Below are 26,153 nucleotides of genomic sequence, written 5' to 3'. Positions count from 1 at the left end.
GTTTGAACGAGAAAAGGTGGCCGCCTTGCCGTTTTGTACCGCGAACCGAAGGTTGACGCAGGTTGCAGCGTACAGTCGATTTGGATTTTGCCGAAGTCGGCTTTATCGAATGCCTGAAGTCGGGGAATCTCTGAATATTCAGCGCTGCAGGCACGAACGCAATTCTGGACGCTCTTCTCGTTATCAACGGCTGTTACATGGGGTTTCAAAGCCCCGCGTAACTATTGTTTTTAGTCCCTTGTAAACGCTGCGCCGTGCACGAATGGCTGGTTCAACGGACCGCACTGCTGCAACCTGTAGCCACGGTCAATGTCGAAAATGGGCCACCCTCTGAGGTAGCAGGGCAATGCTTTGAGATGCTGCGCTGCCTCTGATGTCGGTTGTGAGCCCAAAGAGACTGTGGTTCTGAGTTACTCGGGAACTGATTTAGCCGCATTCATTCCGACGTATTCTACATCACCAACTTCTCCAAACCGAGTCACCCACAGTGAGGCCAGCTGTTCCGAAATTCCCAAGTTCTTTGAGACCTTCTTTGCGAATGAAAATTCACTGCGTTTAGGTGCCATTCGTGAGAGCATTGTAAGATGGCGGAGACGCGCTTGCTCGAACTTGTTGAAAAATGATCCGAATTCCTCACCCCGCATGTGCAGGTGATAGGCTAACGCTTTGCGCATAAACATCTCCTCAAAACCGTCCTGTTCCAGACGCGCACAGTATTCGGTTGCGCTTTCTCCTACTTTTGGTGGCATTTCTTTGTAATCTGAAAATTCCATGGCGGGTTCTTTTTTGTGCAATTCAAGTGAAAACCTTTAGAGTTTTCTCGCAAACGTCAACGGCAACAAAGTCCGCGAGACCGCCATTCGCAATGACCCTACTGAATGGCAGCACTCAACCAGAGATCGCTTCGCATAGCTCCGGTTCAGCGGCGTTCGCGGTTTGCTATGGCGTTGCAAAACATCCAAGGGTTGCGAGAAGCCGGGCGCAAAATCTTCTACTCGTGATTGAGTTAGCATCGAGTTATGGTTCCTGTTGCTCCTCGTCAACATCGCTTTTTTCCTTTGATGTAGTCAGATCCTCTGAGGACAGTATGCCCCATACGATTGGGTATCTCATCGACACCTACGACCCACCGCGATCTGGCAAAATCTCTTCAGAAAAGCTACTCGATCAAACGATGTAAGGGACGCGGTCAGGTGGATTACACACGGATGCAGTTGATCAATGTACGCCCGAGTAAGACTTCTTGATCCCTGTAAATTTATAAATGGCAGTACTTAGGTGGAAATCCAGCCTGTTAATCCATCTGTATAAGCACTGTCTATAAAACATCTGGACAAATGAAACATCAGATGTTTAAAATGCCTCATGAGTGAACTTCTGTACTATGATCTGAAAGATTCCGCGGGTGTGGCGCCCGGTCTTGCAACGCAGGTGTGCCGTGAGCTTGGGCGGCGTATCGTGGCCGGTCATTTCCCCGAAGGCAGTTTGATCGACGACGAAAACAAGCTGTGCACCCGTTTCGGGGTCAGCAAATCTGTTGTCCGTGAGGCAATCAAGTTGCTGGTTGGCAAGGGTCTGCTTGAAGTGCGCCGCGGCAGTGGAACAAGGGTGCGGCGGCGCGCAAGTTGGAACCTTCTGGATGATGATGTGCTTGCCTGGCATCAGGGCATCGAGCCGAAGCCCGAGTTTCTGCGTCAGTTGATGGATGTCAGGCAAATGGTGGAGCCCAACGCTGCGGGCTGGGCGGCTCAAACGGCAACGCCAGAGCAGATCGAAGACATTCGCAAAGCACAGCACGACATGGAGCAGGCGACCTCGATCCAGGACTTTGTAGTTGCGGATGCGCTGTTTCACCGATCTGTCCTGCGCGCCGCGAATAACGAAGTACTTATCGCTCTGGAGGGTGTGATCTTTTCGGCCCTCCTGAGTTCAATCAAGGTGACAAACAGCGATCCGCGCGAAAACAAACGTTCGTTGCCCCTGCACCGGCAAGTGCTACAGGCGATAGCGGCTCACGACAGTCATGCGGCCTCATCCGCGATGCGCGAGCATTTGGCAGATACCTATGAACGCCTCTCAGGAGCCTTGCCGGATTTCAACGCAAAACGTGGTGCAAGCGAATAAAAAGGAATGAAAATTTCACTTCCCGGAAAGGTGGCCGGGCTAGTGGTGACGACACGAGACATGCTTCTACCCAGCCTCATGTCGTCAGGTTGGCCCGATAACACGGGAGAACTCCACCAGATAATCCGGCGCAATGCGCCAGAAACATCGACGAGGAGGATATGATGTTTTCAAAGCTTTCGAAAGGCCTGCTGGCTGGAACTGTCGCGACGTCTGCGTTGCTGGCAGCCGGAACGGTATCGGCGGAGGATATGGTTGCTCTGTTGCTGCCCGAAAACGTGAATCCGCGTTGGGAACAACAAGATGCAGCAGCGTTTGTGCGCACCATGGGCGAGATTGCACCCGACGTGAAAGTTGAGGTGTTCAATGCTAATAACGATACAGCCACCCAGCAACGCCAAGCGGAACAGGCAATGACTCAGGGCGCAAAAGTTCTTGTTGTCATTCCTATTGATGGGGAAAGCTCGGCAATCATTGCCGATACGGCGGCTGAAGAAGGTATCCCAACAATCGCCTATGACCGGATGATCAACTCATCCAACACCACGTTCTGGGTGCAGGCCGATCTAGAAGGCATGGGATTTGATCAGGCGACCCACGTGATTGAGAACACCAAGGATGGCGACACTCTGGTCTTGCTCAAAGGATCGCCGACTGATCCGAATGCGGCAGTCATCCACAATGGTCAGCTTCGTGCACTCACGCCTTTGTTTGAAAGCGGTGCACGCGTCATGGGTTATGAGAACTGGACACAGGGCTGGGACCCCGCCATTGCACGTCGTTCGATGGATCAGGCGCTGACTCAACTGGATAACAACGTTCAGGGTGTTGTGTCTTCCAACGACGGGAACGCCGGTGCCGCGATCGCCGCGATGGAGGAGCAAGGGATGGCGGGAACCGTCCCCGTCTCTGGCTTGGACTGCACGGTGCAAGCACAACAGTTGATGCTGCTTGGCAAACAGACCCAGTGTGGATGGCGTCCGCTGGAAGACATGGCCGCCGCCGCAGCGCAGGTCACAGTGCGTTTGGTTAATGGAGAGGACTTCTCGGATCTTGCGCCACAAACCGTCACTAACGGTGTCGGAGCGGAAGTGGCCTATGTGCCGGTGGGTTCGTACTCGGCCATCGGGGCAGACGGGGTTGACTATGTGATCGAAAACGATGCCTCGATCACTAAAGACATGGTCTGCCAGGGCGAAGCCGCCTCAACCGACTTCTGCAAGTAACAAGGTCAAGTTATGACGTCTGAAGACAAAATGGTGGGGCAAGCTGCCCCACCAGCGCACCTTGCTGTGCGTGGAATCCAAAAACGGTTTGGCGGCGTGCACGCCCTACGCGGCGTTGATTTTGAGGTCGCGCGCGGCGAGGTGATGGCCCTTGTAGGCGACAACGGCGCAGGCAAATCCACACTGATGAAAGTGCTTGCCGGGGCACATCTTGCGGACGACGGTGCGTTCTTGCTCGACGGTAAGCCTGTCGAAGTGACTTCACCCAATGATGCAACCGAGCTGGGTATTCAGATTGTCTATCAGGACCTTGCTTTGTGCGAAAATCTGGACGTTGCGGCCAATCTGTCCTTAGGGGCGGAATTCGTGAAACCCGGCTGGGGGTTCCTTCCACGCCTTCTGCGCCCGCTGGACGATCTGGAAATGGAAGTAAAAGCTAAGAAGGCCATCGACCGGCTTGAAGTGCGCACTTTGCAATCGGTTCGGGCCAAGGTGGGCGGCCTGTCCGGCGGTCAACGTCAGGCCATTGCCATTGCGCGCGCCGTGGGCGCCGAAAGCTCGGTGGTCATGCTGGATGAACCCACCGCCGCACTGGGCGTTGCGCAGACTCGTCAGGTGCTGGAGGTGGTAAAGCGGCTGCGCGAGACGAACCACGCCGTCGTCTACATCTCGCACAACATGCGCGACATATTTGAGGTCTCGGACCGGATCACGGTTCTGCGCCACGGCACCAATGTTGCCACCTACACAACCTCGGAAACGAACCCGGATGAAATTGTGGTCGCTATGACTCGCGGCTTGGACACGGAGAACGGGAATGCAGCCTGAGGCGAAGATGACGTTCCTCGATCGTTTCAGCGCCCTACGCGAGACGCAGTTCGGGGCCTTTGTTCCCGTCCTCCTCGCGCTGGCCGCAATCTGGGGGTATTTTGGGCTCGTATTGCCTCTCATTGATCTGATGAGCGGGGAAGCAGACAGTTTTCGCGCGATCTTTCTAAGCCCGCGCAATATCTACAACCTGTTTATGCAATCTGCGGTGATTGCCACGTTAGCGGTTGGGATAACAATCGTATTGCTGCTGGGTGACATAGACCTGTCTGCAGCCGCGACCGCAGGTGTTTGTGCCGCGCTATTGGGCGTGCTGGTGCTGAGCGGCGTGCCCGGTTGGCTGGCCTGCATCATTGTGATTTTCGTGGGCATCATCATGGGCGCTGCGCAAGGCCTGCTTGTTGCCTATGTCGGCATCCCCTCATTTGTCGTCACACTAGCCGGGCTTCTTGGATATCAGGGCTTGATGCAGAAGATCCTGCCGACGGGAAACCTGAACGTCGGTGATCCTTTCGTGCGCGGAATAGCTCGGGTTCTTATCCCGGACCTTTGGGGGATCGTGATCGGGTTGGCAGTTGTAGGTCTCTTTGCCTACGCCAACCTGCGCAAGCAAGCCCGGCGCAAGGCGCTTGGCCTGGAACAGGACAGTCCATTCGCTCTTTGGGGGCAGGTCGTCGCGTTTTCTGTCATTGTCGTGGCCGTCGTGCTGACGCTTAACGCTTATCGGTCTCTGCCTTTGTTGCTGGTGCTGCTTATCGCAATCACTGCACTGTTGGGGTGGATCACAACCAACACACCGTATGGTCGATCACTGTTTGCTGTTGGCGGGAATGCTGAAAGCGCGCGGCGCGTTGGGATGAAGGTCAAACGTATTCGGGTTTCGGCCTTCGCAATTGTTGGCCTTATGGCCGCCATTGGCGGAATTTTCGGAGCGTCCCGCTATGGGTCGGTATCTTATACGGCGTTCGCCGGTGGCTCGTTGCTGCTTGAGGCGATCGGCGCGGCAGTGATTGGAGGCACATCGCTCTTTGGCGGCCGCGGGTCGGTCTGGAATGCAATCCTTGGCGCTTTGGTCATCGGATCGCTCGGAAACGGGCTGGACCTGACCGGAGCGAGCGCGGCGGATAAGCTGATGGTGTCGGGTGCAATCCTACTTTTGGCCGTCGCGATTGACGCCTTGTCGCGCCCGGGCAACGGAAGTGGCAGGTAGCGGGCGGCGATGTCAAAACATAGACATATCAATCCGCAGTCGCCGCTCGATGCGATCCTCGATGTCCTCATCCCTGCAAATCGCGACCGAGGCATTCCGGCGGCGGGTGAATTGGGTGTGGCGGCATTTGTCACAGAGGCGGCTGCGCGCAAACCCGCTCTAAACAGCGCGCTCGTCACCTTGCTAACCCGCGCCGGCGAACTGGCGGACGGTATTACTCCCCATACCGTCCGCCAGCTGGAATCCGAATTGCCCGAAGCGTTCAGATTGCTGCTCAGGGAAACCTACAAAGGCTATTACAGCCGCCCTGACATGCGCGCCAAGGTCGGGGTTGGTTCGCATCCTGCGCATCCAGCCGGGTACGAGGTTCCCAGCGAATCGCCTGCTCTTTTGAACGAACTGACTGCACCTGTGCGCGCCCGCGGGCCGGTGTTTCGTGACCCTACCGGAGATCAGAAATGAACCACGATCCTGTTGATGTTCTGATCATTGGTGCAGGGGCATCGGGCGCTGCGATCGCTTGGTCGTTGTTGGAAACAAGGATGCGCATCTTGTGCCTGGAACAGGGTGACCATCTGCCGGATATAGATTTCCCGTCGCGTCGAGAGGATTATGAGCTTGCACGATATGCTGAGTTTTCTTGCGACCCGAACGTGCGAGGTCTTCGGCAAGACTACCCGATCAACGCGGATGATAGCTGCATCACGCCGGTCAATTGGAATGGCGTGGGCGGGTCGACAATCAACTTTCTGGGCCACTGGCCGCGTATGCGACCGTCAGATTTTCGAACCAGGTCGCTGGATGGCGTGGGTGAGGACTGGCCGGTCGATTATCATGACTTAGCTCCGTTCTATGACATGAACGACCGCTACACGGGCGTCTCTGGTTTGGGGGGCAATCCGGCCTACCCCAACTATACGCCGCCGCATCCACCCATTCCGATGGGCAAACTCGGGCAAACTCTGGCGCGTGGGTTCAATGAAAAGGGTTGGCATTGGTGGCCGTCAGATGTCGCGATCCTGAGTGAGCACGACGATGGTCGCCAAAAGTGCGTGAATGCTGGGACCTGCGATTTGGGTTGCGCAGCAGGAGCCAAGGGTGGAACCAATTTCACCTACTGGCCGATGCTTGAAAACGCAGGCGTAGAGTTGCGCACCAAAGCGCGTGTCCGTGAGATATTGGTGGACGAGGACAGCGGATTCGCGACCGGCGTGCTCTACCATGGGGCCGACGGGCAAGTTCAGGAGCAGAAGGCAGAGCTGGTCATTATGGCCTGCAACGGGGTTGGAACACCGCGCTTACTGCTGAATTCCAAATCCAAATTATTCCCAGAAGGTTTGGCGAACCGTTCCGGCAAGGTCGGTAAGAACTTGATGTTCCATCCACTTATCGGCGTTGCGGGCGTGTTTGATGAGCCAATGAAAGGACACGAAGGGCCGATGGCCTGTTCGATCCTTTCGCAAGAATTTTACGAGAGTGATCCCGGTCGCGGGTTTGTACGTGGCTATGGCCTGCATTCGGGGCGTTCAACCACGCCGATGACCTATGCGCTTGGTGGATATGGCATCGACAATCCTATCCCTTGGGGCGCTGAACACCGCGAGATTATGGACAATGTCTATCCTTATCTGGCCGGTCTCACTGTGGTGACAGAAGATCTACCGGAAGAGCATAATTGTGTGACCCTCGACCCAGATCTAACCGATAGCGATGGCATCCCGGCCCCCAAGATTACTTATCGCCTGGGTGAAAACACGCGGGCGATGCTGAAACACGGCGAGGCCCGCGCCGAAGAGGTTCTGTTGGCCGCCGGCGCCAAGCGTGTTCTGCCCAAGGGTGACAAGGTCTGGTGGCGGGCAGGGTGGCACCAGATGGGCACCTGCCGTATGGGCATCGACCCCGAAGCGTCCGTTGTGAACGGGTGGGGGCGTAGCCATGACGTGAAGAACCTGTTCATCGTGGATGGCTCGATTTTCGTTACGGCCGGGGCGGTAAATCCGACCTCCACGATTCAAGCGCTGGCGCTTTATGTCGGCGATCAGATCAAAACCAACATCGCAACGCTGTTTGACTGAGGTGGCCATGGAGTTTCCAACGCAGATCTACATTGACGGCGCACTGACAGATGGCAGCGGGCGCAAAGAGGTCATCAACCCCGCCACGGAAGAACACATCGCCACGGTCACCACGGCGGGTTTCGAGGATGTCGAGCGCACATTGCAGGCGGCAAAATCAGCGTTTCCCGGATGGGCTGCGACATCCATCGCAGACCGGCAAATGTGGATGCGACGGCTACGTGATGAGGTGATTGCCCATGAGGAATTTCTGCGCGACTGCGTGCACAATGAGATGGGCAAACCATGGGCTCAAACGCATGAGGATTGGGACAGGCTGGTCGCCTCTTTGGATTTCTATGCAGAGGAAATTGCCCGCATTCTAGACTATGGCCTCATCGACAGGGCTGGAACCCATGCGCATCGCATGGTCTACGAACCCGCCGGTGTGGCGGTGGCCTATCTTGCATGGAATTTCCCGTTGTTGAATCTGGCATTCAAGATTGGCCCGACCATGGCAGCGGGGTGCCCGATCATCATCCGTCCATCAGAGGCGACGCCGATTTCAGCTTACGCTGTGGGGTCGCTTTGCGAAAAAATCGGTCTGCCTAAAGGTGTGGTGCAAATTCTTTGTACGGATGGGTATGACGTCGCTGATACTCTGACCGCCTCGACCATTCCACAAGTTGTGACCCTGATTGGCTCGACCAGGACCGGGCAGCACATCATGCGCACCGGTGCTACATCCATCAAACGCTATTCGATGGAGCTTGGTGGCAACGCTCCTGCGATCGTGTTTGAAGATGCCGACCTTGATTTGGCCGCTGACATCGTAACCGGTGTAAAGTTCTCCAATGCGGGACAGATTTGCGTCTCGCCCAACCGTGTTTTTGTGGCCGAGACCGTGCGTGAGGCGTTCACCAAAAAGGTGGTGAACCGGGCAAAGGCGGCGACGGTTGGCTTTGACAAAACTGCCGACATCACAACGGGGCCTGTCATTGATGAGCGCGCACGGGCTCGCATCAAGGGTTTGATTGACGATGCACTCGCTGATGGCGCTACTCTGCTCGCGGGTGGGGACCGGCCCCCGAACCTGAACAAAGGCCATTACGTCGCGCCAACCGTTTTGGACAACGTGACCGACATGATGGGGATCTACCGACAGGAAACTTTTGGCCCCATCGTCAGCCTGATCCCCTTCGCGGATGAAACGGGGCTCATTGAAATGGCCAATGATTGCGAGGAGGGCGGGCTGACGGCTTATCTGTTTACGCGCGATCTGGGGCGGGCCGAGCATTACGCCGCGCATCTGCGCTATGGCGAAATTCAAATCAACGGGGTGAAGTATGACATCGATCTGCCGCATGGCGGGATCGGGCAGTCGGGGATCGGGCATGATTGCTCGAACCTCGCGCTGCACGATTACCTTATACAAAAGCGGATCACGCGCGCCCTCGACACCACCGGATTTCGAGGGGTTAAGCAATGAAGATTACCTGCATTACCAGCCATGTTCTAAGCTACGACCTGCCAGAGCCACTTGGGTATTCTCAGCAGTATTATCACAAGCGCACGGCGCATCTGGTCGAGGTGGAGACTGACGAAGGTGTCACGGGTTGGGGGGAATGCTTTGGTGCGGGCAACATCGCCTTGGCCAACAAGGGGATCGTCGAGCAGGTGATCCAGCCAATGGTTCTGGGCATGGACCCTCTGGACCGGGATGTGATCTGGCATAAGGTTTACAACCTGATGCGCGATCATGGCCAGAAGGGAATGCCGATGCAGTCACTTTCGGGTGTCGACATCGCGCTGTGGGACATCGCAGGCAAAGTCGCAGGCTTACCACTGCATAAGCTCATCGGGGGCAACCATCGCGACCGCATTCGGGTTTATGGCTACGGCATGATGCTCCGCCCTGAGAGTACGGACAGTCTGGCCGCCCGCTTCGCAGACGAAGCCGCCGCAATCAAGGATATGGGATTCAGCGCGACAAAGATGAAAGTGGGGCTTGGCCCCAAGGATGACGTACGCCTGATCGAAGCTGTTCGTAAAGGCATCGGTGATGACTACCGCTTTATGATCGATGCGAACCACGGCTACACGACCCATGATGCGTTTTACATGGGTCGCGCGATGGAAGAATTCGACCCCTACTGGTTCGAAGAACCCGTCGCCCCGGAAGATCTTGACGGATATCGCGAACTGCGTGCCGGTCTGAATGTCAACATCTCCGGTGGTGAGGCTGAATTCAACCGATGGGGATGGCGCGCCCTGTTGGAAAGCCGGGGTTTAGATATCGCCCAGCCAGAGGTCTGTGCTCTGGGTGGGATCACCGAATATCTGCGAGTTCTGGCTCTATGCCATGCGCACTTTACTCCGGTAGTGAATCACGTCTGGGGGTCCGCCGTCGCTGTAGCCGCCAACATGCACCTTCTCGCAGCAATGCCGCCCCTGCCAGGCGGGTTGTTCCCGTGGGAACCAATGCTCGAGTTTGATACGACCGACAACAAGTTTCGGGATGAACTGCTTGTGGATCCGCTGAACATTCAACCCCAAGTCGCAGCGACCGGCGGGTTTATTGCCATTCCAAGCGGGCCCGGTCTGGGTGTGGAGCCGGACCGGGACTTCATCCTCCGATACGATATCTGCAATTGAATCGCGCTATGTCTCACCCTTCCTTGATTGCTGTTGACTGGGGAACCACTGGCTTTCGGCTGTGGGTGCTGGGCTCTTGCGGGAACACCCTTGCCTCGATCGATGGCCCATTTGGCATGTCAAATCTTGAACCCTGTGACTTTGGTCGCGTACTTGAAGAAAGCCTGAATGACCTGGGCATAGGTCAAGACGTTCCAGCCATTATCTGTGGCATGGCAGGTGCCGCACAAGGTTGGTGTGAGGCCCCATACTTATCGGCACCAACGCGTCTTGATGAGCTTGGGGCGGGCGCAATCAGAGTCAGTAACGCATCGCGTGAGGTACGCATACTTCCAGGTGTTAAGCAGCAATCACCAGCCAATGTCATGCGCGGGGAAGAAACACAGATTGCCGGGCTTCTTCATCTTGTTTCCGATTTTCACGGCATTGTTTGCCTGCCAGGAACACATACGAAATGGGTCCGGGTCACGGATGGTGCCATCATCGAATTTGAAACCTGTATGACTGGCGAGCAATTCGCGTTCTTTTCCAAAGCATCCGTGTTGTCACACTCGATGCCTGACGGTGGGTGGAGCGATTGTGCCTTTAAGGCGGCAATTCGCTTCGCAACCGATGATCCTTCCGCCGTCCCGCGTCGCCTTTTTGCAATCCGTGCGGATATGCTGGTCGGAAAGCAAACCAGCGCGCAAGCTCGTGCCACTCTTTCAGGTCTTTTGATCGGTCAGGAATTGATGGCTGTAAGACAGTACTGGCGGGATCAAACAGTGACTTTGATTGGAGCGCCAGCACTGTGCGAACTCTACCTGACGGCTTTGGGCATTATGGGCGCTAGTGGGAGGGCCGTGGAGGTTTCAGAAATGACTTTGAGCGGGCTCACGGCAGCTTATCAGCACCAATAACAGAGTGTCAGTGCTTAAAGACAACATTGCCAATCGCCTTGAGTTTGTCGGAGAGCAGAGCTGGTGCAAACTTTTTGCGATCTAGAAACGATCTGCACCAATGAGGGCGTTCACGGCCAAAATGGCTTTCCGGTCGTTCCAAGGAATTGGAAGGTTTTTGAGTCGCAAGTGTTAAATTTTGTGGGCCGGGTAGATCAACGTCAATTTAAAATCAATCGCTTAGCTACCGTCGAATGACAAAACTATGTGTCGCCCGACACTTTTGTTGAGCGTCACACGAACCTGACCCAACCGTCACAGTTGCACCAGAAATGTGATGAATGTTCGACATCAGACGGCGCCCCCAATGTTGGACATCGGTTGAATTTGACCTTTGCGTCATGAATTGACCCAAATGCTCCCATTTCATTGTCCAGTGGAATGTTTCATTTTGATCTGACTTACCTTCCGAAAAATCAGCGCTGTTTTGCAGGTTCAGACGGCGAAGCCGCTTGCTCCTGCCAATCTGCCATGTGGCGAACACGGGAGGCGGCGAGGCATTGCTATTCGACAGGGCTGGTGGTGCCCGCAGGCGCCGCCAAGGACCGCCCTGTCCAATAGGGTTGCCGAGTTTTAAGTTGCACGCTCTAATTGAAGTGGTGTACTTTTTGAAGACCGTAGACAGTCGTTGGAATGTCTTCCATTCGGGCTTTTATCTGGAGCGACAAAAACTGTGAATAATGCCGGGACTGATGCAGGTTTCCACCATGCATCCATAGGTTTGGAACCTGTGTCGGCTTCCACATATTGCGTTGCTCGCCTTCCCAAGGGCCTGGATCCTTGGTCGTATCAGACCCCAGACCCCAGCATTTGCCAAGCCGATCTGCCATCTCTTGGCCCATCAGATCGGCAACCCAGCCGTTCATCGAGTTATATCCAGTCGCGTAGACCACTAGGTCGGCATCAAGGTGAGTTCCGTCATCAAGTATCACACCTGTTTCATCCAGCGCCTTCACCTGACCGCGTTTCAGCTTTATCTCGCCCTCAATGATCAACTGGCTGGCGCCGATGTCGATATAGTAGCCCGATCCGCGGCGAAGATACTTCATGAACAGCCCGCTTTCGTCGTCGCCCCAATCCAGCCAGAACCCGGCTCTTTCCAAACCTTCATAGAATTCCTTGTCCTGCTCTCTCATCGCCGCATAAGCGGGGATCTGGAATTCATGCAGGATGCGATAGGGCAGCGATGCAAAGATCAAATCGGCCTTTTCGGTCGTCATGCCAGACCGCACCGCACGTTCTGAATAAAGATCGCCCAGTCCGATTTCCATAAGAGTGTCCGAGCGGACAATATGGGTTGAGGACCGCTGCACCATTGTCACATCGGCATCATTTTCCCAAAGCGCCGCGCAGATGTCATGCGCCGAGTTGTTAGAGCCCACCACAACGACCTTCTTACCAGCCCATCTGTCCGGCCCATCATGTTCCGAAGAGTGCACCTGCTCGCCTTTGAACACATCCATACCTGGGAAGTCTGGCATGCGTTTCTTGCCGGACATGCCCGTGGCCATGATCAACTGCTTGGGTCTCAACACTACTTCTTCGCCATCTCGATCTACCGTGATGGTCCATTCGCCCTTGCCTTCGTCGAACGCGGCCGATTTGGCCGTCGTGCGCGTCCAATAGTTCAGCTCCATCACCTTCGTATACATCTCAAGCCAGTCGCCGATCTTGTCCTTGGGCGAAAACACCGGCCAATTTTCCGGGAACTTCATATAAGGAAGATGGTCGTACCAGACCGGGTCGTGTAGGCAGAGTGATTTGTAGCGGTTACGCCAACTGTCGCCCGGACGATCGTTCCGCTCGACGATGATTGTGGGCACACGAAGCTGGCGTAGGCGCGCACCCATGGCGATCCCGCCCTGACCGCCGCCGATAATGACGCAGTAGGGCTGCGTTGTGTAGCCCAGGTCTGCCTCTTCCTGCCCCCGTTCTTCTGCCCACGTGGTTCGATGCTTGCCTGCACCATGCTTGGCTCCAAGCGGACGGTTGAACCCTTTGGGCTCCTCATGCCCCTTAAGCTCAACCATCGTGGTCAATAGCGTCCAGATTTTGTCACGCTTCAGACGGAGCAGCCCATAACCACGTGCCACTTCGGTTTCAAACTCGATCCATGCAGTGGTCACGCCGCCGTCTTCGGTGGGGGTCTCACCCTCGGCTATTTTCCAACCACTCGGCTTGGTTGTGACCAGCTGATGCGAAAGCATGTCAGCGACCTGATCCTTACCTTCTACGGTTTTGATGTTCCAGGTAAAGCTGACCAGATCGCGCCAATAGCAATCGTCTTGGAACATATCGCAAACGGCATCGATGTCGCCACCGGACAAGGCCGCCCCAAAGTCATCCAGAAACCCCTGGACCTGATCCGAGAGTGTTGTGTCGAGCATATCATCCTCCCTGTCTCCACGGAACAGAAGGCTGACAAATCCGCCTCCCATTGGGCAAGCGATATTGCCGGGTCATAGCTTTACGCGACCCAAAAACACTATTGCTTGTTGCGCCTGCAACAAGGGCGCAACACAGTGCAAATGCCGTTATGCAGGCGGTATGAGCCCGGCTTTTCGAACGCGACGTAGAATTGTTGACCGGTTCACTCCAAGTCGCCGCGCCACCTGCGACATGTTCCAATCGCACGCTCGCAAAAGTGCATCCAGATCATCTGTTGCCTGCTCTTGCTCAGCAGCAAGCACGGGGGCGGACAAATCGGTCAAGTCGATGATGTTGTCCTGACACAAGGTGACCGTGCTGTGCAGTAGATGTTCCAGTTCACGAATATTCCCGCTCCACAGCCGTGACTTTAGATCAGCACGCGCAGCTGTGGACAGGCGAATGTCATGGCTGGCAAACCGTCTGAGCAGGCGATCAATCAGCCAATCCAAATCTGCGCGATGGCGCAGGGGTGGCAAGGACAGTGTGGCACCGGCAATTCGATGCAGTAGGTCTTCGCGCAGACTGCCCTGCAATAAGGCTGGGGCCTGCCTGCACGAGGCAATGATCCGAAGATCGGCCCGCAGCTCCAACACCGCCAATAGAGAGGCTTGGCCAGGTTTGCTCAGGTCTTCGACTCCGCGCAAAAACAGCGTTCCGGCTTCGATCGCGTGACAAAAATCGAAGGTCTCTGTGTCGCAGCAGATCACGATATGAAATTCCTGTGTTGCAGGGTCGGCAATGTGAATGGCCCGCGCCAGCTTTGTCTTACCAACACCGCTTTCGCCGGTCAGCAAAAGTGGGAGGTTTGTTGGCGCAAGTCGTGCTGCTTTGTTCAGTAGTCGCTGCAGGTTGGCATCCGGCCCTGCAAAACTGCCAAGGGCACCGGGCAGAACTGGTTCTCGCTTTCGAAGTGCGTCCGTCATCTGGGGCGTCTGCGGCGCGACGGCATGACCATAGAGCGCGCGCCCGTCCTTGAGGTGCAGGACACGTTCCTCGGACGGGCGCCCACGCATGAACTCGGGCATGTCATCAACGCTGATTTCAAGCCAGTCCTGCAGTTGCGAACCGATCAGGTGACCCAAACCGCCCGGGTCCAGCGCGCAGCGGGCACCCGAGGTCATACCGATGATCTTGCCACTTCCATCCACCGCAACCGCCGCTTCAGGATCGACCTCAAGAAACTCGGGGCTGGCCGAGAAGCGCAGAACCCAATCCCTACGGGTCGACGCCATCAGGTTCGCCATCTCCACCCGACGAGCGGAATTCGTCACCAGCGTCATGGCCAGATTCTGCGATGCCTTGGGTGAGGGTCCGCGCAACAAGGACACATCTAGAACAGCTGCAAGCCCGCCTTTGGTATCAAAAATCGGTGCCGCCGTACAGGAGAGGGGCGTATGAGTGATTGAGAAATGATCTCCTTGATGTATCGTCACCGGTTGGCCTGTGACGATACAAGACCCCACACCGTTTGTACCTGCCAACTCTTCCGTCCACTTGAATCCCAAATGAAGCCCGGCATTTCTGAGCTCATCCTCGAAACTCCGATCGCCAAAGAAATCGACGCAGACGCCGTCCGCATCTGCAAGCAGCAAGACGTAGTTCTGCCCTGCGACTTGTGCAAACAGCGATTGCAATCCCGAGCGCGCCGTCGCGATAAGACGTTCAGATTGTTCCAGGTGTTCACGAAACTGGGTGTCAGGAAGGATGTGCGCAGGTTCTAGTCGCGTGGGATCCATACCATAGGCTTCAACACAGCGCTGCCAGCTGTCTGCAACAAGACGGTCCCGTCCTGTGTCGAACCCATTCAAGACACGGTCAATCTCGTTTGTATGGTTGCGATCCAACGGTTTTCGATCCTTCAAAACCTTCTTCAAAGTAGCATGAGGATGGATTCGCTCCTACGCTCAAGTTTCGTCTGCCAAACAGTCGGCAAATCGCTCATCAAAGCCACAGTATTCGGTGCTCGCCACCGATAATGCAAAGAGAAGGCCGATGGTTAGTTCCGCTGCGAATGGCCCTAACCTGTCGTTGGCCCAAACCAACGAACGCTGCACCGGCAGCCCTCTTGCCGGCCACTTGCGGCAAGTGCAAAAATCACGACCGGGTCGAATTCAAGCAAGCCGCGCAAAAGCGACCTTGACCGTACTTAGTCTGTTGGTCACGTTCAATTGGCGGCAACGCTGCGAAACACTGCGGCGCGAAGCGGCCATTTTCTGCGGTCGCCGGGAGGATATCTCATTCAGTTGAGCGCGGACATTGATGTGTAAGTTGTCATGTTTATTCTGAGAACATTGGTAGTCGTATGATCAAGCGTTGATCCCTACGTTCTGAGCGCAGTGAGACAACCGGATAATGGCCAAACTCAGATCCGCCGAATCCTTGTGAAGTGTTGAGTGATAGGTTTGACAGCTGGGGCTTGGAAAAAGGATGCAAACTGACGGTCGCCGGAACGGCCTGCCCCTTTACCATGACAGCAAACGCTCCGTGCGTGACCGTAGCCCGGTCTTCTGTGTTGATAAAACAGGTCCCGATGGCCGCACCTTGCGCATAGGCATAGGCACCACTCGCTATGTAGCCTGCGACTTTTCCGTCTTTCAGCACAGGTTCGTTGTGATGGAGCAGGGGGCTGGCATCTTGCAATTTGATGTGACACAGGAATGGGCCTTTGCCGTCAGCCTTGCGAATAACAAAAGCGTCACGCCCGATAAACGGGGTAGCCTTTTCGGGCTTACAGACAAACCCCAGGCCAACTTGATGAGGTGCTTCAGTGTAAGACATATCATGGCCCCAGTGTAAAAAGCCTTTCTCGATCCGCAGAGCATTCAAGGCTTCGCCGCCCACCAGTCGCAGATCCAGCGGCGCACCCGCCGCGTAGAGGGCTTCAAACACATGCTCGGCAAAGTCGGGTGTGATGAAAACCTGCCAACCCAACTCACCAGTGCAGGACAGACGCTGTGCAAAGACGGGCGTGTCGCCGATGTAAAATGCTGTAGGCTGTTGACCGGGAAAGTTTCATTCGACAAATCAACATCGCCGACATCACCGAAACCCATGAAACGGGCCGGGGTGCCTCATCCGCAATGGCGCATAAGCAGAACCAACGGGCGTAAGAGTTTGGCGAGGCTGTCGGAAGACTGGGCCGTCAACGCGCCGAGCAGAATGGCGAATTGACCCTGCACCAGCACGAGCGTTCCGGCGGTGTCTGGATTGGCGAGTGGATTGTGGTGCCAGAGGTTTTTCTTTTGACATCCGGGGCCATCCATTGGGTCGACAAACTTTTTGGCAAACTAGAGGTCGACACGGATTCAATGCGACGAAAGCTACCTGAAGCGGAAACAAACCCAGAAACCTTAATGCATTGAAGTAAACTCTCGAGGCCCTGGGCGCATCGGCTCTTACCGAGATTTATTAATTGTCATCATTGACAATATACTTAGAGTAGTTATTTGTCAGATGCGACAATAAACGAGAGAAACGATGCCCCGCCCCAGCCTTAAAGACCAGCGATCAGAACAGATCCTTGATGCATATCTCACCTGTGTGTCCCGTTTCGGATTGGAGGGGGCAACCCAAGAGCGCATCGCTACTGAGGCCGGGGTCAAACGACCCATCCTGCGTCACTACTTGGGCAACAAGGACCAGATGACCGGGGCCCTTATTAGTCATGTTGTAGACAGGTTTGCGCAGGCGACAACCGCCTTTCGGGACGCGTTGGAGCCAACGGGCACAACAGCTGATCTGATCGATCTGCTGTTTGATAAATCTGCCCCCAATGATTCGCGCGTAATGCTGGCCTACCAGTCGCTTGTCACATCCGTCGTCGATCACCCGTCAATGCGACAGCCCCTTGTCGACAGCTTGGAACAGTTCTTTGAGGTAATCGAGGTCGTGTTGAAACGGGATTCCCCGAACGCGCCCACTGCCCAGATCCGCGCGGTTTCGCAAGGGATCTCTGCAACATATGTGAACCTGGATTCTCTGACCCCGCTAAATCCGCCCGAGGTCTGGCGCGAAGAGCTGAAACAGGCCGCAACGATCCTTGCTGCCAGCCTTGAGGTGACCGTATGAGCATCCGACGCCTTGTCAATCACATGGCCTTGCCCGTTCTTTTGGTTGCGGCTGTGCTGGGGCTCTACTGGGTTTGGGGCTTGCTGTTTCTGTGGTGGTTGGTGCCGTCAATTATGACGGGCCAGACCGCACTAGTCTTTGATATCTCGCGCGAACACGATCCGATTCTGTTCTGGGCCGTCGCGATCCTTTGGGCGGTGTTCGGCCTAATGATGATCGCCGCCAGCCTGTTTCCCGCCTATGCCATCTGGCTTGTCTAAGAGGTTGCCATGACCCGCATGTACCACCGCCTTCCCGTTGACGCCTATACGTCGCAAGACTGGTTCGACCGCGAGCAAAGGCAGATCTTCTCGCGCACTTGGCGCTATGCCGGGTTGGCCGAAGACGTGCCAGAGCCCGGTCATTTCATCTCGGTTCAGGCCGGGCTGAACAACATCTTTACCGTGATGGGGCGCGATCACCGATTGCGCGCGTTTCATAACATCTGCCGTCACCGTGGCACCCAGTTGATCCGGGCCGTCGGGAAAACGCAAAAGGCGCTGACATGCCCCTACCATGACTGGACATACGATCTGGAGGGCAACCTGATTTCGGTTCCGGATGAGGCAAAGGAATATCCCGATGGAATCGACAAATCCTGCCTCGGTCTCAAACCCGCCAGCGTCGATATCTGGCGCGGCATGCTGTTTGTTCATCCCGACCCAAACCCACCCAGCTTAGTTGAGTGGTTCGGCGCGGTTGATCCGCTGCTGGGGCCGCATAAACCGGAAGATCTTGTGGAATATCCCGATGCGCGGCGAAGCTATGAAATCAAGGCCAACTGGAAGATCGTCGTCGAGAATTACATCGACGTCTACCATCTGAGCCACCTGCATTCGAACACGCTGCACATGTATGACCATGCGCGGGCAGAATACGGCTGGAAGGGCCCGCATTATCACTTCTGGGAGCCGCCGGCGCCCGACTATGCAACGGAATTGGAGAAAAACCTGCCGACACCGCGGGTGATACCAGAGCCGCATATTGGGGCCTGGGTGCCCATGCTGTTTCCCGGAATCGGGCTTGGCGCCGGTGAGGACAGCTGGAACATCTTCATTCTCACGCCTTTGGGGCCTGAACTGACGCGCGTGGAAAACCGCACCAAGCTGGCGAATGCCTCAGGGTGGGAGTTTCAGAAACAGGAGTGGAGCAGTTGGAGCTTCTGGAAGGATTTCGGTGGACCGAAATATCCCGACGGCGATGCAACCGGCGAAGATGATCCAATGGCGTCAGGTGATTTCACGGCCGAAGATATTTACGCCTGCGAGCAACAGCAAAAGTCTTTGACCAGCCCGTATTTCGAGGTCGGCCCAGCCGCCAACGGAGAGAGCCCGGTTGTCAGTCACCAACAAGCGATCCTGGACTTTTTTGCGACACAACAGGCCGGGACTAGCCAGGTGCCTTCGGGCATAAATGGGCCATTCCCTCAATTGCCTGTTCGGAAAACTCCCGCCACTCCACTGAATTTGGAAAGAAAATGAAACGTATTTTTGCAACCCTGATCGGAACGATCCTGGCAACTGGTCTGGTCCTGGCCAGCCCGTCAGACGAACCCAAGGACTTGGCGACGCGCTATCTTGGTGCATCAGATGAGACAGCAATCGCCGCGACGTGGAAGGACTGGCACCCGAAGGCCGTGCACTCTGTCACAATCAAATTCGGGCTCGGGTACCCGGATGAGCAGTTCTCATACCCGGTGGCCGATTGGGAAATGCTTTCTGATTGGAGCCAAGACCCGGAATTGGCCGACGCGATGCAGGGATACAAGGAAACACAGCGCGATGCGCCCACGATTACCTCGGCGATCACCGAGGACGGCACGCGTGTCACCGCCACAACCCGTGTTGGCTACATCTGGGGTGACGCAACGGGAACGATGGTTCAGACGGATAGGTTTTTCATCATCTCCCAAGTTGGTCGGCTGGCAATCCGATCTCTCGACACCACGTTTGATTATCGTTGAGGATGCCATGACCCCCAACTTCTTTTCACTGAACGTTGCTGAAATCCGGCCCGAGATCAAAGGCAAAGCCACAAGCGTGATCTTTGATCTGCCCGCTGATCTGGCCGAGACCTTTAGCTGGCAGGCAGGGCAGCATGTCACTCTGCGCTTTCACCTCAACAACACAGAGCAACGCCGCAGCTACACTATTTCCAACCCACCGGGTGCCCCTCTACGCATCACGGTAAAACGGGTGGCCGGTGGGTTGGTGTCCAATCATATCGGTGACCATCTAAAGCCCGGCGATACGGTCGATGTCATGCCGCCATTCGGTCAGTATTCCCTGACACCGGATCCGCTGAAACGTCGCACCCACTATTTCTTTGGCGCAGGCAGTGGCATCACGCCGCTTTTTGCAATGATCAATGCTGTCCTCAAAGAAGAACCTCATTCAGTGGCTCATCTGATCTATGGCAACGCCGATGGTGAAAGCATCATCTTTGCCGAAGAACTGGACAAACTGGCAAGTGATCATGCCACCCGGTTCACATTGCGCCATGTCCTGTCGGCACCCTCGCTGTGGAGTTGGACCAGCCCCTGGCGAAAAGGGCGCGTGGATGCCGAAGCCATAAAGGTCGCCGTGACGGAAACCCCGCCTGTGGCGCAAGATGTCCAATATTGGATTTGCGGACCCGGAGCGATGAATACGGACGTGAGCAACGCGTTGATGGCATTGGATGTACCTGCAAACAGAATTCATATGGAAAGCTTCGGAGGGGCGACAGTCACAGCTTCCAGTGTGACGGGTATCGCCGCCAATGCCCAAGTTGAACTGGGCGGGGCGACATACGAGGTTCCCGTTGCCGCCGATCAAACCCTCCTGAACGCGATATTGTCGGCTGGTTTGACGCCGCCTTTCAGCTGCCAATCCGGGGTGTGCGGCGCCTGCAAAGCGCGTCTTACAAAGGGTCAGGTCCACATGCACGCGCGAATGGCTCTAGAAGACAGCGATGTCACCCGAGGAGATATACTATCCTGCCAGAGTCTCGCTACCTCAGATGAACTTAGCATTAGCTTTGACAATTAGAGACGCGGCAATGGTGTTAAGCTGGCTACCAATCTCGACAGACACGATGTGCAAATAGCTGCCAATTGGGGCAAGTGCAGCGAAAGTCTGTTTTGCCCACTTCTTGGCATTTCACAAAGCAGCGCTGGATGTCCGTTTGTTGCCGTTTCGTAGCTTTCTGCATGAGCGAAGCACTAAATGGCGGTGAAGGTCTGGTCGGGGCTACTACCGCTAGTCGAGTCGCCCCGCAGGGAACGTGTGCGGTAAGCCCATAGTGACCAATGCTGCAAAACTCATCGATGTCAGTTTTCGGGTCGACGCTCGGTGTGGTGCGTTAGGCAAGTCGCACTTAGTTAGATCCTTTTTTCGCGCGGAAAGCAGTGTGGTCTGCCCTGGAAAAGGCACCCAACTATTCGACACAGCGATGATTTGGTGTGTACCACGTGCCATGCCCTTCTCTTGTCGAACGCTCACACGGGGCAAGTCGATTCTAACGTATCATAGACCAGTTTTCCGGCGCTCGAGCGCACCTGCATTATTGTCCGGAGGTCAAGATGTCCGTTCAGAATTATAGTGAATCGTGACAATTTGACGCGACGACACAAACTAGCTCGTGATCAACACTGAACGCAAATGCGTCTAGATTCTCGACGGCCCACAAAACATTCCGACGACGCGACTGCACCTGAGCTCAACCGGCGTGGGTTCCTACGGGGTGAGATGCTCGACGCTGCGCAAGACCGCCACATTATGCGGCCACCGGGCGCGATGTCATACGACTTCGAGCGTCTCTGCCAAGATTGCACTTTATGTCATGATGCGTGCCCCGAAGGTATCATTGTTGCGGACAACAAGGGCCGCCCAGTTGTGTCCTTGGCGCACTCCAGCTGCACCTTTTGCGGTGCCTGCGCCGAGACTTGCCCTACTGGTGCCTTGCAATCCGATGCCGTGACCGACTGGCCCTGGCGCGCTTCTGTTGCGCCAACCTGTTTCTCTTTGAACGGGATCGCCTGCCGCAGTTGTCAGGATGCCTGCGAGGTTAGCGCAATCCGGTTTCAGTTGATGACAGGCGGGCGTGCTGAACCCCTGCTAGACCAAATGGTATGCACAGGATGCGGGGCTTGTGCGTCTGTGTGCCCAGCGGACGCGGTTGCCTTTGTGCACGACACCCAACAAGCAGATGAGTCCGCAGCATGAACATCTGTGGTTGCCTCATTCATGTCGCCCCGCACAGTGTTCAGGATGCCGCAGAAACAATCGGTACCACCCCCGGCGTCGAGATACACGCCCGCGACGAGGGCGGGCGATTTGTGGTTGTGGTCGAAGACACCAGTGATCGCTTGGCGTCGGAAACAATCATGGACCTGCACCAAATCGACGGCGTCGTTTCTTTGACGCTGACCTATCACCATTTCGAAGACCTTTCGGCAGCCACGTAGCCACAACCTTTCGCGGAGACTCATGCCATGACCCTTTCCGACAGCCGCAGAACCTTTCTCAAAGCGTCCGCCGCAGCAGCAACGGCATCGGCGGCGGGAATTCCGCTCTCCGGCCCCGCATCGGCGCAGTTTGCACCTCCGGACATTCGCTGGGATAAAGCACCCTGCCGGTTCTGCGGCACAGGCTGCACGGTGCTGGTTGGGACCAAAGATGGTCGCGTCGTGGCGACACAGGGCGACCCGCAAGCCGAAGTCAATCGCGGCCTGAATTGCGTTAAGGGCTATTTCCTGTCCAAGATCATGTACGGCTCCGACCGTCTGACGCAACCGCTCTTGCGCAAATCCGGCGGTGTCTATGACAAAGACGGCGAATTCGAACCTGTCAGTTGGGACGAAGCCTTCGACATCATGGCCGAGAAATGGAAAGCGGTTCTGGCGGCCAAGGGCCCCGACGCTATCGGTATGTTCGGTTCAGGGCAGTGGACGGTGTACGAAGGCTACGCAGCCTCAAAGCTGATGAAGGCTGGATTTCGCTCCAACAATATTGACCCCAACGCACGGCACTGCATGGCGTCGGCAGTGGTGGGCTTCATGCGGACCTTTGGCATCGACGAGCCGATGGGCTGTTACGATGACCTCGAAGCTGCGGATACTTTCGTGCTTTGGGGCTCCAATATGGCCGAGATGCACCCGATCCTGTGGTCACGCCTTACCGACACACGCCTCACCAAACCGGGATGCGAGGTGCATGTGCTTTCGACGTTCGAGCACAGGTCGTTCGAACTGGCTGACAATGGTATCGTGTTCAATCCGCAGACGGATATGGTAATCCTCAATTATATCGCCAATTACATCATCCAGAACGGCGCAGTGAACGAAGATTTTGTGTCAAAGCACGTCAACTTCACCAAAACCGAAACCGACATCGGCTACGGGCTGCGTGCAGACAACCCGTTGCAAGAGGCGGCAGCACATCCCAACAGCGGCAAACTAACCGACATCGAATTTGATGAGTACGCGGCGAGCGTGGCCGAATACACACTTGAAAAAGCCACGGAAATGTCAGGCGTTTCACCCGACAAGCTGGAACGCTTGGCACAGCAGTACGCCGATCCAAACCGCAAGGTCATGAGCCTTTGGACTATGGGCTTTAACCAACACACACGCGGCGGATGGGTTAACTCGCTCTGCTACAACGTCCATCTGCTGACCGGCAAGATTTCCGAACCTGGGAATTCGCCATTCTCGCTTACGGGCCAACCCTCGGCTTGCGGAACCGCGCGTGAGGTAGGCACGTTCTCGCACCGCTTACCTGCCGACATGGTGGTGACCAACCCCGAGCACCGCGCCCATGCCGAAGGACTGTGGCAACTGCCCGAAGGAACAATCCCAGACAAGGTGGGCCTGCACGCGGTCGAACAAAACCGCGCGCTCAAGGACGGGCTGATCAATGCCTACTGGGTGCAATGCAACAACAACATGCAAGCCGCGCCGAACCTCAATGAAGAAGGGTATCCCGGCTACCGGAACGGGGACAATTTTATCGTGGTGTCCGACGCCTATCCTACCGTAACGGCGTTGTCCGGAGACCTCATCCTGCCCACCGCTATGTGGGTGGAAAAAGAAGGATGCTATGGCAATGCCGAGCGACGCACACAGGTCTGGCGCCAGCAAGTAACAGCCCCGGGCGAAGCGCGCTCAGATCTTTGGCAGCTGATGGAGTTTTCCAAACGCTTCACGGTCGAAGAGGTATGGGGTGATGAGTTGCTGGACAAGATGCCGGATGCGCGCGGCAAGACAATGTATGATGTGCTCTTTGCGAACGGCAAGGTCGACGCCTATCCGATGTCTGAAACCGCTGACGGTTACCCAAACGACGACGCGGAACACTTTGGTTACTACGTCCAGAAGGGGCTGTTCGAGGAATACGCGTCCTTCGGGCGCGGTCACGGTCACGATCTTGCCCCGTTCGAGAGATACCACGAAGAACGCGGCCTGCGCTGGCCAGTGGTCGACGGCAAGGAAACGCGCTGGCGCTTCCGCGAAGGCAGCGACCCCTATGTCGAAGCGGGGTCCGAGGTGCAGTTCTATGGCCATCCTGACAAAAAGGCCAAGATCATCTTTGCCCCCTACGAGGCCCCGCCCGAAATGCCGGATGCCGAATTCAATCTGTGGCTCTGCACAGGTCGAGTGCTGGAACACTGGCATTCAGGCACAATGACCAGGCGGGTGCCCGAATTGCACCGGTCCTTCCCACTCGCTGTGGTGTTCATGAATCCCGAGGATGCCAAGGCACGCGACTTGCGGCATGGACAAGAGATCACAATTGCAACCCGCCGCGGCGAGGTACGTAGCAAACTGGCGACCAAGGGGCGCAACAAAGTGCCGCCGGGGCTGGTGTTCATGCCGTGGTTTGATGAAGGGCAACTGACCAACAAGCTGACATTGGACGCCACTTGCCCGCTGTCCAAACAAACGGATTTCAAGAAATGCGCCTGCAAGGTGGAACGCGCCTGATCGGTGCCAGAATAGGAGTGGATGACATGAAGACATTTTCCTTGATCGGCACGTTGGGCATTGCTGCCGTGCTTGGGATCGGCGGCTATGCGCTGGCCCAGCAGGCGCAGGTGACGGCACTGCGAACAGATCCAGTGAATGCGCCCAACCGCCTTGGTCCTGATTTCCAATGGAAGGGCAAGGAAGGCAGGATGCAGCGCAATTACCGCCAGCAGCCTCCGCTGATCCCGCATTCGATCGCGCAGTACCAGATGGATCTGCGCGTCAACCAGTGCCTGTCATGCCATGACTGGTCAAAGGCAGGTGAACGCAACGCACCGACGCTTTCGATGACTCACTATCTGGACCGCTCCGGAATGGAGACGGACCACATCGCTGGCACTCGGTACTTTTGCAACCAGTGCCACGTACCGCAGGCAGATGTCGCCCCCTTGGTGTCCAACACTTTTGTACCTTCGTCGCCAGCTGTGCGTTGATCTGGCCGTGGGAGGCATCGGAAAATGACAGACGAACCGGAAGAGAAACGCAATATCATTCTGCGGTTGTGGGATTGGTTCTGGTCGCCCACGGCGGTGCTCAGCGTCGGCTTCACGTTGATTGCCGGGTTTCTGGCGGGCATCCTGTTTTGGGGTGGCTTTCACTGGACGCTCGAAATGACCAACACCGAGGAATTCTGCACCAGTTGCCATACGATGGAAACAAACCTCGGCGAGTATCGTCAGACCATCCACTATAACAACCACTCGGGCGTACGCGCAATCTGCTCAGATTGCCATGTGCCGCATGAATGGCAGCACAAGATCAAGGCTAAGGTCATGGCGGTCAAGGATGTCTACCATGAGATCGCAGGCACAATGAACACTCCGGAGAAATACGAAGAACATCGTCTGGAAATGGCAGAGGCGGTCTGGACCAAGATGAAGCTGTCGGACAGCCGCGAGTGCCGGAACTGCCACAACTTCGAATACATGGACTTCACCATACAGGAAACCCGCGCCGCAGCTGAGCATCAGCGCGCGATCGACAACGACATGACCTGCATCGATTGCCATCAGGGCATCGCGCACAACCTGCCGCCCGGGTATCAGCAACGATACGAGAACCTGGTGGACCGTCTGGCCGCCAGGGATCCTTCGATACGCAAAGCACATGACACCGTCGATGCGGTGGTGATCAAGGACTATCTTGAAACGTCAATCCCATAGAACCAGCGCCACGCGCGCCACAAAGACCGGAGCCAAAAAATGCTAAACCTGTTGGGAACTATTGGCGCCAATGTTCTGGGACTGCCCGGGATTCTGGGCGTTGCGCTGGGGATGATGACCCGCAACTGGATGTTGGGCATGGCCATTGGTGCGACCGTGGGCGCAATAGAAACCTTAGTTTTCGCGGAGTTTCAACTTGCCCAGGTCAATATGCTGGAATTGCTGGTCTCGCTTCTTGTCGGCGCGGCTGCGGGCGTCCTAGGCTCCGCAATCCGCATCAAGGGTACAACTGTCTGAAATCTCGCAAGCTCGCCTGTCTTTCATAACCGGATACACGGCCCCGACGTCACCACGCTCGTGCGCACCCGTCCGGCTTCATGTGGCCGTTCAATTCTCGCATAAGAGCCGAGCG

General features: G+C 56.0%; 25 protein-coding genes. 20 read left to right on the top strand and 5 right to left on the bottom strand.

Annotated features, from left to right (window positions below):
• Positions 1-410: 410 nt before the first annotated feature.
• Positions 411-773, bottom strand: coding sequence for a hypothetical protein (locus tag Q1B13_RS02160; protein ID WP_299077687.1), 363 nt, complete (start codon positions 771-773; stop codon positions 411-413).
• A 592-nt stretch (positions 774-1,365) separates the two neighbouring features.
• Between Q1B13_RS02160 and Q1B13_RS02155 the strand changes: the two genes are divergently transcribed.
• The 9 genes from Q1B13_RS02155 (at position 1,366) to Q1B13_RS02115 (ending at position 10,996) form a co-directional block, all read left to right on the top strand.
• Positions 1,366-2,124, top strand: coding sequence for a FadR/GntR family transcriptional regulator (locus Q1B13_RS02155; protein WP_299077684.1), 759 nt, complete (start codon positions 1,366-1,368; stop codon positions 2,122-2,124).
• A gap of 164 nt (positions 2,125-2,288) precedes the next feature.
• On the top strand, positions 2,289-3,350 hold the full coding sequence (locus Q1B13_RS02150) for a sugar ABC transporter substrate-binding protein (protein WP_299077681.1): 1,062 nt from the start codon (positions 2,289-2,291) through the stop codon (positions 3,348-3,350).
• A 12-nt stretch (positions 3,351-3,362) separates the two neighbouring features.
• The gene (locus Q1B13_RS02145; protein WP_299077678.1) at positions 3,363-4,178 is read left to right on the top strand and encodes an ATP-binding cassette domain-containing protein; all 816 of its coding nucleotides are present in this window, start codon (positions 3,363-3,365) and stop codon (positions 4,176-4,178) included.
• Positions 4,168-5,388 carry an ABC transporter permease gene (locus tag Q1B13_RS02140; protein WP_299077675.1) on the top strand — a complete coding sequence of 407 codons (1,221 nt, stop codon included), beginning with the start codon at positions 4,168-4,170 and terminating at the stop codon, positions 5,386-5,388. The genes Q1B13_RS02145 and Q1B13_RS02140 overlap by 11 nt, the downstream gene beginning before the upstream one ends.
• Positions 5,389-5,397: 9 nt before the next feature.
• Positions 5,398-5,850: a hypothetical protein gene (locus Q1B13_RS02135; protein ID WP_299077672.1), complete on the top strand. Its 453-nt coding sequence runs from the start codon at positions 5,398-5,400 to the stop codon at positions 5,848-5,850.
• A complete protein-coding gene (locus Q1B13_RS02130) occupies positions 5,847-7,463 on the top strand; it encodes a GMC family oxidoreductase (RefSeq protein WP_299077669.1) in 1,617 nt (538 codons plus the stop codon). Before Q1B13_RS02135 ends, Q1B13_RS02130 begins: the two co-directional genes overlap by 4 nt.
• Before the next feature lie 7 nt (positions 7,464-7,470).
• On the top strand, positions 7,471-8,931 hold the full coding sequence (locus tag Q1B13_RS02125; protein WP_299077666.1) for an NAD-dependent succinate-semialdehyde dehydrogenase: 1,461 nt from the start codon (positions 7,471-7,473) through the stop codon (positions 8,929-8,931).
• Positions 8,928-10,097, top strand: coding sequence for a mandelate racemase/muconate lactonizing enzyme family protein (locus Q1B13_RS02120; RefSeq protein WP_299077664.1), 1,170 nt, complete (start codon positions 8,928-8,930; stop codon positions 10,095-10,097). The genes Q1B13_RS02125 and Q1B13_RS02120 overlap by 4 nt, the downstream gene beginning before the upstream one ends.
• An 8-nt stretch (positions 10,098-10,105) precedes the next feature.
• A complete protein-coding gene (locus tag Q1B13_RS02115; RefSeq protein WP_299077661.1) occupies positions 10,106-10,996 on the top strand; it encodes a 2-dehydro-3-deoxygalactonokinase in 891 nt (296 codons plus the stop codon).
• A 626-nt stretch (positions 10,997-11,622) separates the two neighbouring features.
• Here the strand turns inward: Q1B13_RS02115 and Q1B13_RS02110 are convergent.
• The 4 genes from Q1B13_RS02110 to Q1B13_RS02095 all read right to left on the bottom strand — a co-directional run bounded on the left by Q1B13_RS02110 (position 11,623) and on the right by Q1B13_RS02095 (position 16,728).
• On the bottom strand, positions 11,623-13,422 hold the full coding sequence (locus Q1B13_RS02110) for an NAD(P)/FAD-dependent oxidoreductase (RefSeq protein ID WP_299077658.1): 1,800 nt from the start codon (positions 13,420-13,422) through the stop codon (positions 11,623-11,625).
• Between the two features lie 147 nt (positions 13,423-13,569).
• Positions 13,570-15,339: a sigma-54-dependent Fis family transcriptional regulator gene (locus Q1B13_RS02105; RefSeq protein WP_299799677.1), complete on the bottom strand. Its 1,770-nt coding sequence runs from the start codon at positions 15,337-15,339 to the stop codon at positions 13,570-13,572.
• 403 nt (positions 15,340-15,742) lie between these two features.
• A complete protein-coding gene (locus Q1B13_RS02100) occupies positions 15,743-16,396 on the bottom strand; it encodes a glycine cleavage T C-terminal barrel domain-containing protein (protein ID WP_299077652.1) in 654 nt (217 codons plus the stop codon).
• A 140-nt stretch (positions 16,397-16,536) separates the two neighbouring features.
• A complete protein-coding gene (locus Q1B13_RS02095; RefSeq protein ID WP_299799674.1) occupies positions 16,537-16,728 on the bottom strand; it encodes a hypothetical protein in 192 nt (63 codons plus the stop codon).
• Positions 16,729-16,942: 214 nt separating this feature from the next.
• Here Q1B13_RS02095 and Q1B13_RS02090 point away from each other — a divergent pair, with 214 nt between their 5' ends.
• The 11 genes from Q1B13_RS02090 to Q1B13_RS02040 all read left to right on the top strand — a co-directional run bounded on the left by Q1B13_RS02090 (position 16,943) and on the right by Q1B13_RS02040 (position 26,038).
• Positions 16,943-17,533 carry a TetR/AcrR family transcriptional regulator gene (locus Q1B13_RS02090; RefSeq protein WP_299077649.1) on the top strand — a complete coding sequence of 197 codons (591 nt, stop codon included), beginning with the start codon at positions 16,943-16,945 and terminating at the stop codon, positions 17,531-17,533.
• Positions 17,530-17,793, top strand: a complete 264-nt coding sequence (locus tag Q1B13_RS02085; RefSeq protein WP_299077646.1) for a hypothetical protein — start codon at positions 17,530-17,532, stop codon at positions 17,791-17,793. Before Q1B13_RS02090 ends, Q1B13_RS02085 begins: the two co-directional genes overlap by 4 nt.
• Positions 17,794-17,802: 9 nt before the next feature.
• Positions 17,803-19,053 (top strand): aromatic ring-hydroxylating dioxygenase subunit alpha, encoded by a 1,251-nt coding sequence (locus tag Q1B13_RS02080; RefSeq protein WP_299077643.1) that lies wholly within the window; start codon positions 17,803-17,805, stop codon positions 19,051-19,053.
• Positions 19,050-19,535, top strand: coding sequence for a hypothetical protein (locus tag Q1B13_RS02075; protein WP_299077640.1), 486 nt, complete (start codon positions 19,050-19,052; stop codon positions 19,533-19,535). The genes Q1B13_RS02080 and Q1B13_RS02075 overlap by 4 nt, the downstream gene beginning before the upstream one ends.
• 7 nt (positions 19,536-19,542) lie before the next feature.
• Positions 19,543-20,601: a 2Fe-2S iron-sulfur cluster-binding protein gene (locus Q1B13_RS02070; RefSeq protein ID WP_299077638.1), complete on the top strand. Its 1,059-nt coding sequence runs from the start codon at positions 19,543-19,545 to the stop codon at positions 20,599-20,601.
• Positions 20,602-21,213: 612 nt separating this feature from the next.
• Positions 21,214-21,777, top strand: coding sequence for a ferredoxin-type protein NapF (locus Q1B13_RS02065; RefSeq protein ID WP_366870864.1), 564 nt, complete (start codon positions 21,214-21,216; stop codon positions 21,775-21,777).
• On the top strand, positions 21,774-22,019 hold the full coding sequence (locus tag Q1B13_RS02060) for a chaperone NapD (RefSeq protein WP_299077635.1): 246 nt from the start codon (positions 21,774-21,776) through the stop codon (positions 22,017-22,019). The genes Q1B13_RS02065 and Q1B13_RS02060 overlap by 4 nt, the downstream gene beginning before the upstream one ends.
• A gap of 27 nt (positions 22,020-22,046) precedes the next feature.
• The gene (gene napA, locus Q1B13_RS02055) at positions 22,047-24,536 is read left to right on the top strand and encodes a nitrate reductase catalytic subunit NapA (protein ID WP_299077632.1); all 2,490 of its coding nucleotides are present in this window, start codon (positions 22,047-22,049) and stop codon (positions 24,534-24,536) included.
• Positions 24,537-24,562: 26 nt separating this feature from the next.
• Positions 24,563-25,012 (top strand): nitrate reductase cytochrome c-type subunit, encoded by a 450-nt coding sequence (locus Q1B13_RS02050; RefSeq protein ID WP_299077629.1) that lies wholly within the window; start codon positions 24,563-24,565, stop codon positions 25,010-25,012.
• A 24-nt stretch (positions 25,013-25,036) separates the two neighbouring features.
• The gene (locus Q1B13_RS02045) at positions 25,037-25,741 is read left to right on the top strand and encodes a NapC/NirT family cytochrome c (RefSeq protein WP_299077626.1); all 705 of its coding nucleotides are present in this window, start codon (positions 25,037-25,039) and stop codon (positions 25,739-25,741) included.
• A gap of 39 nt (positions 25,742-25,780) precedes the next feature.
• Positions 25,781-26,038 (top strand): hypothetical protein, encoded by a 258-nt coding sequence (locus Q1B13_RS02040; RefSeq protein WP_299077623.1) that lies wholly within the window; start codon positions 25,781-25,783, stop codon positions 26,036-26,038.
• The last annotated feature ends 115 nt before the right edge of the window (positions 26,039-26,153 follow it).

The sequence above is a fragment of the uncultured Ruegeria sp. genome, assembly GCF_947489545.1.
Classification (GTDB): Bacteria; Pseudomonadota; Alphaproteobacteria; order Rhodobacterales; family Rhodobacteraceae; genus Ruegeria.
This window is presented reverse-complemented; position numbering and strand designations above follow the sequence as displayed.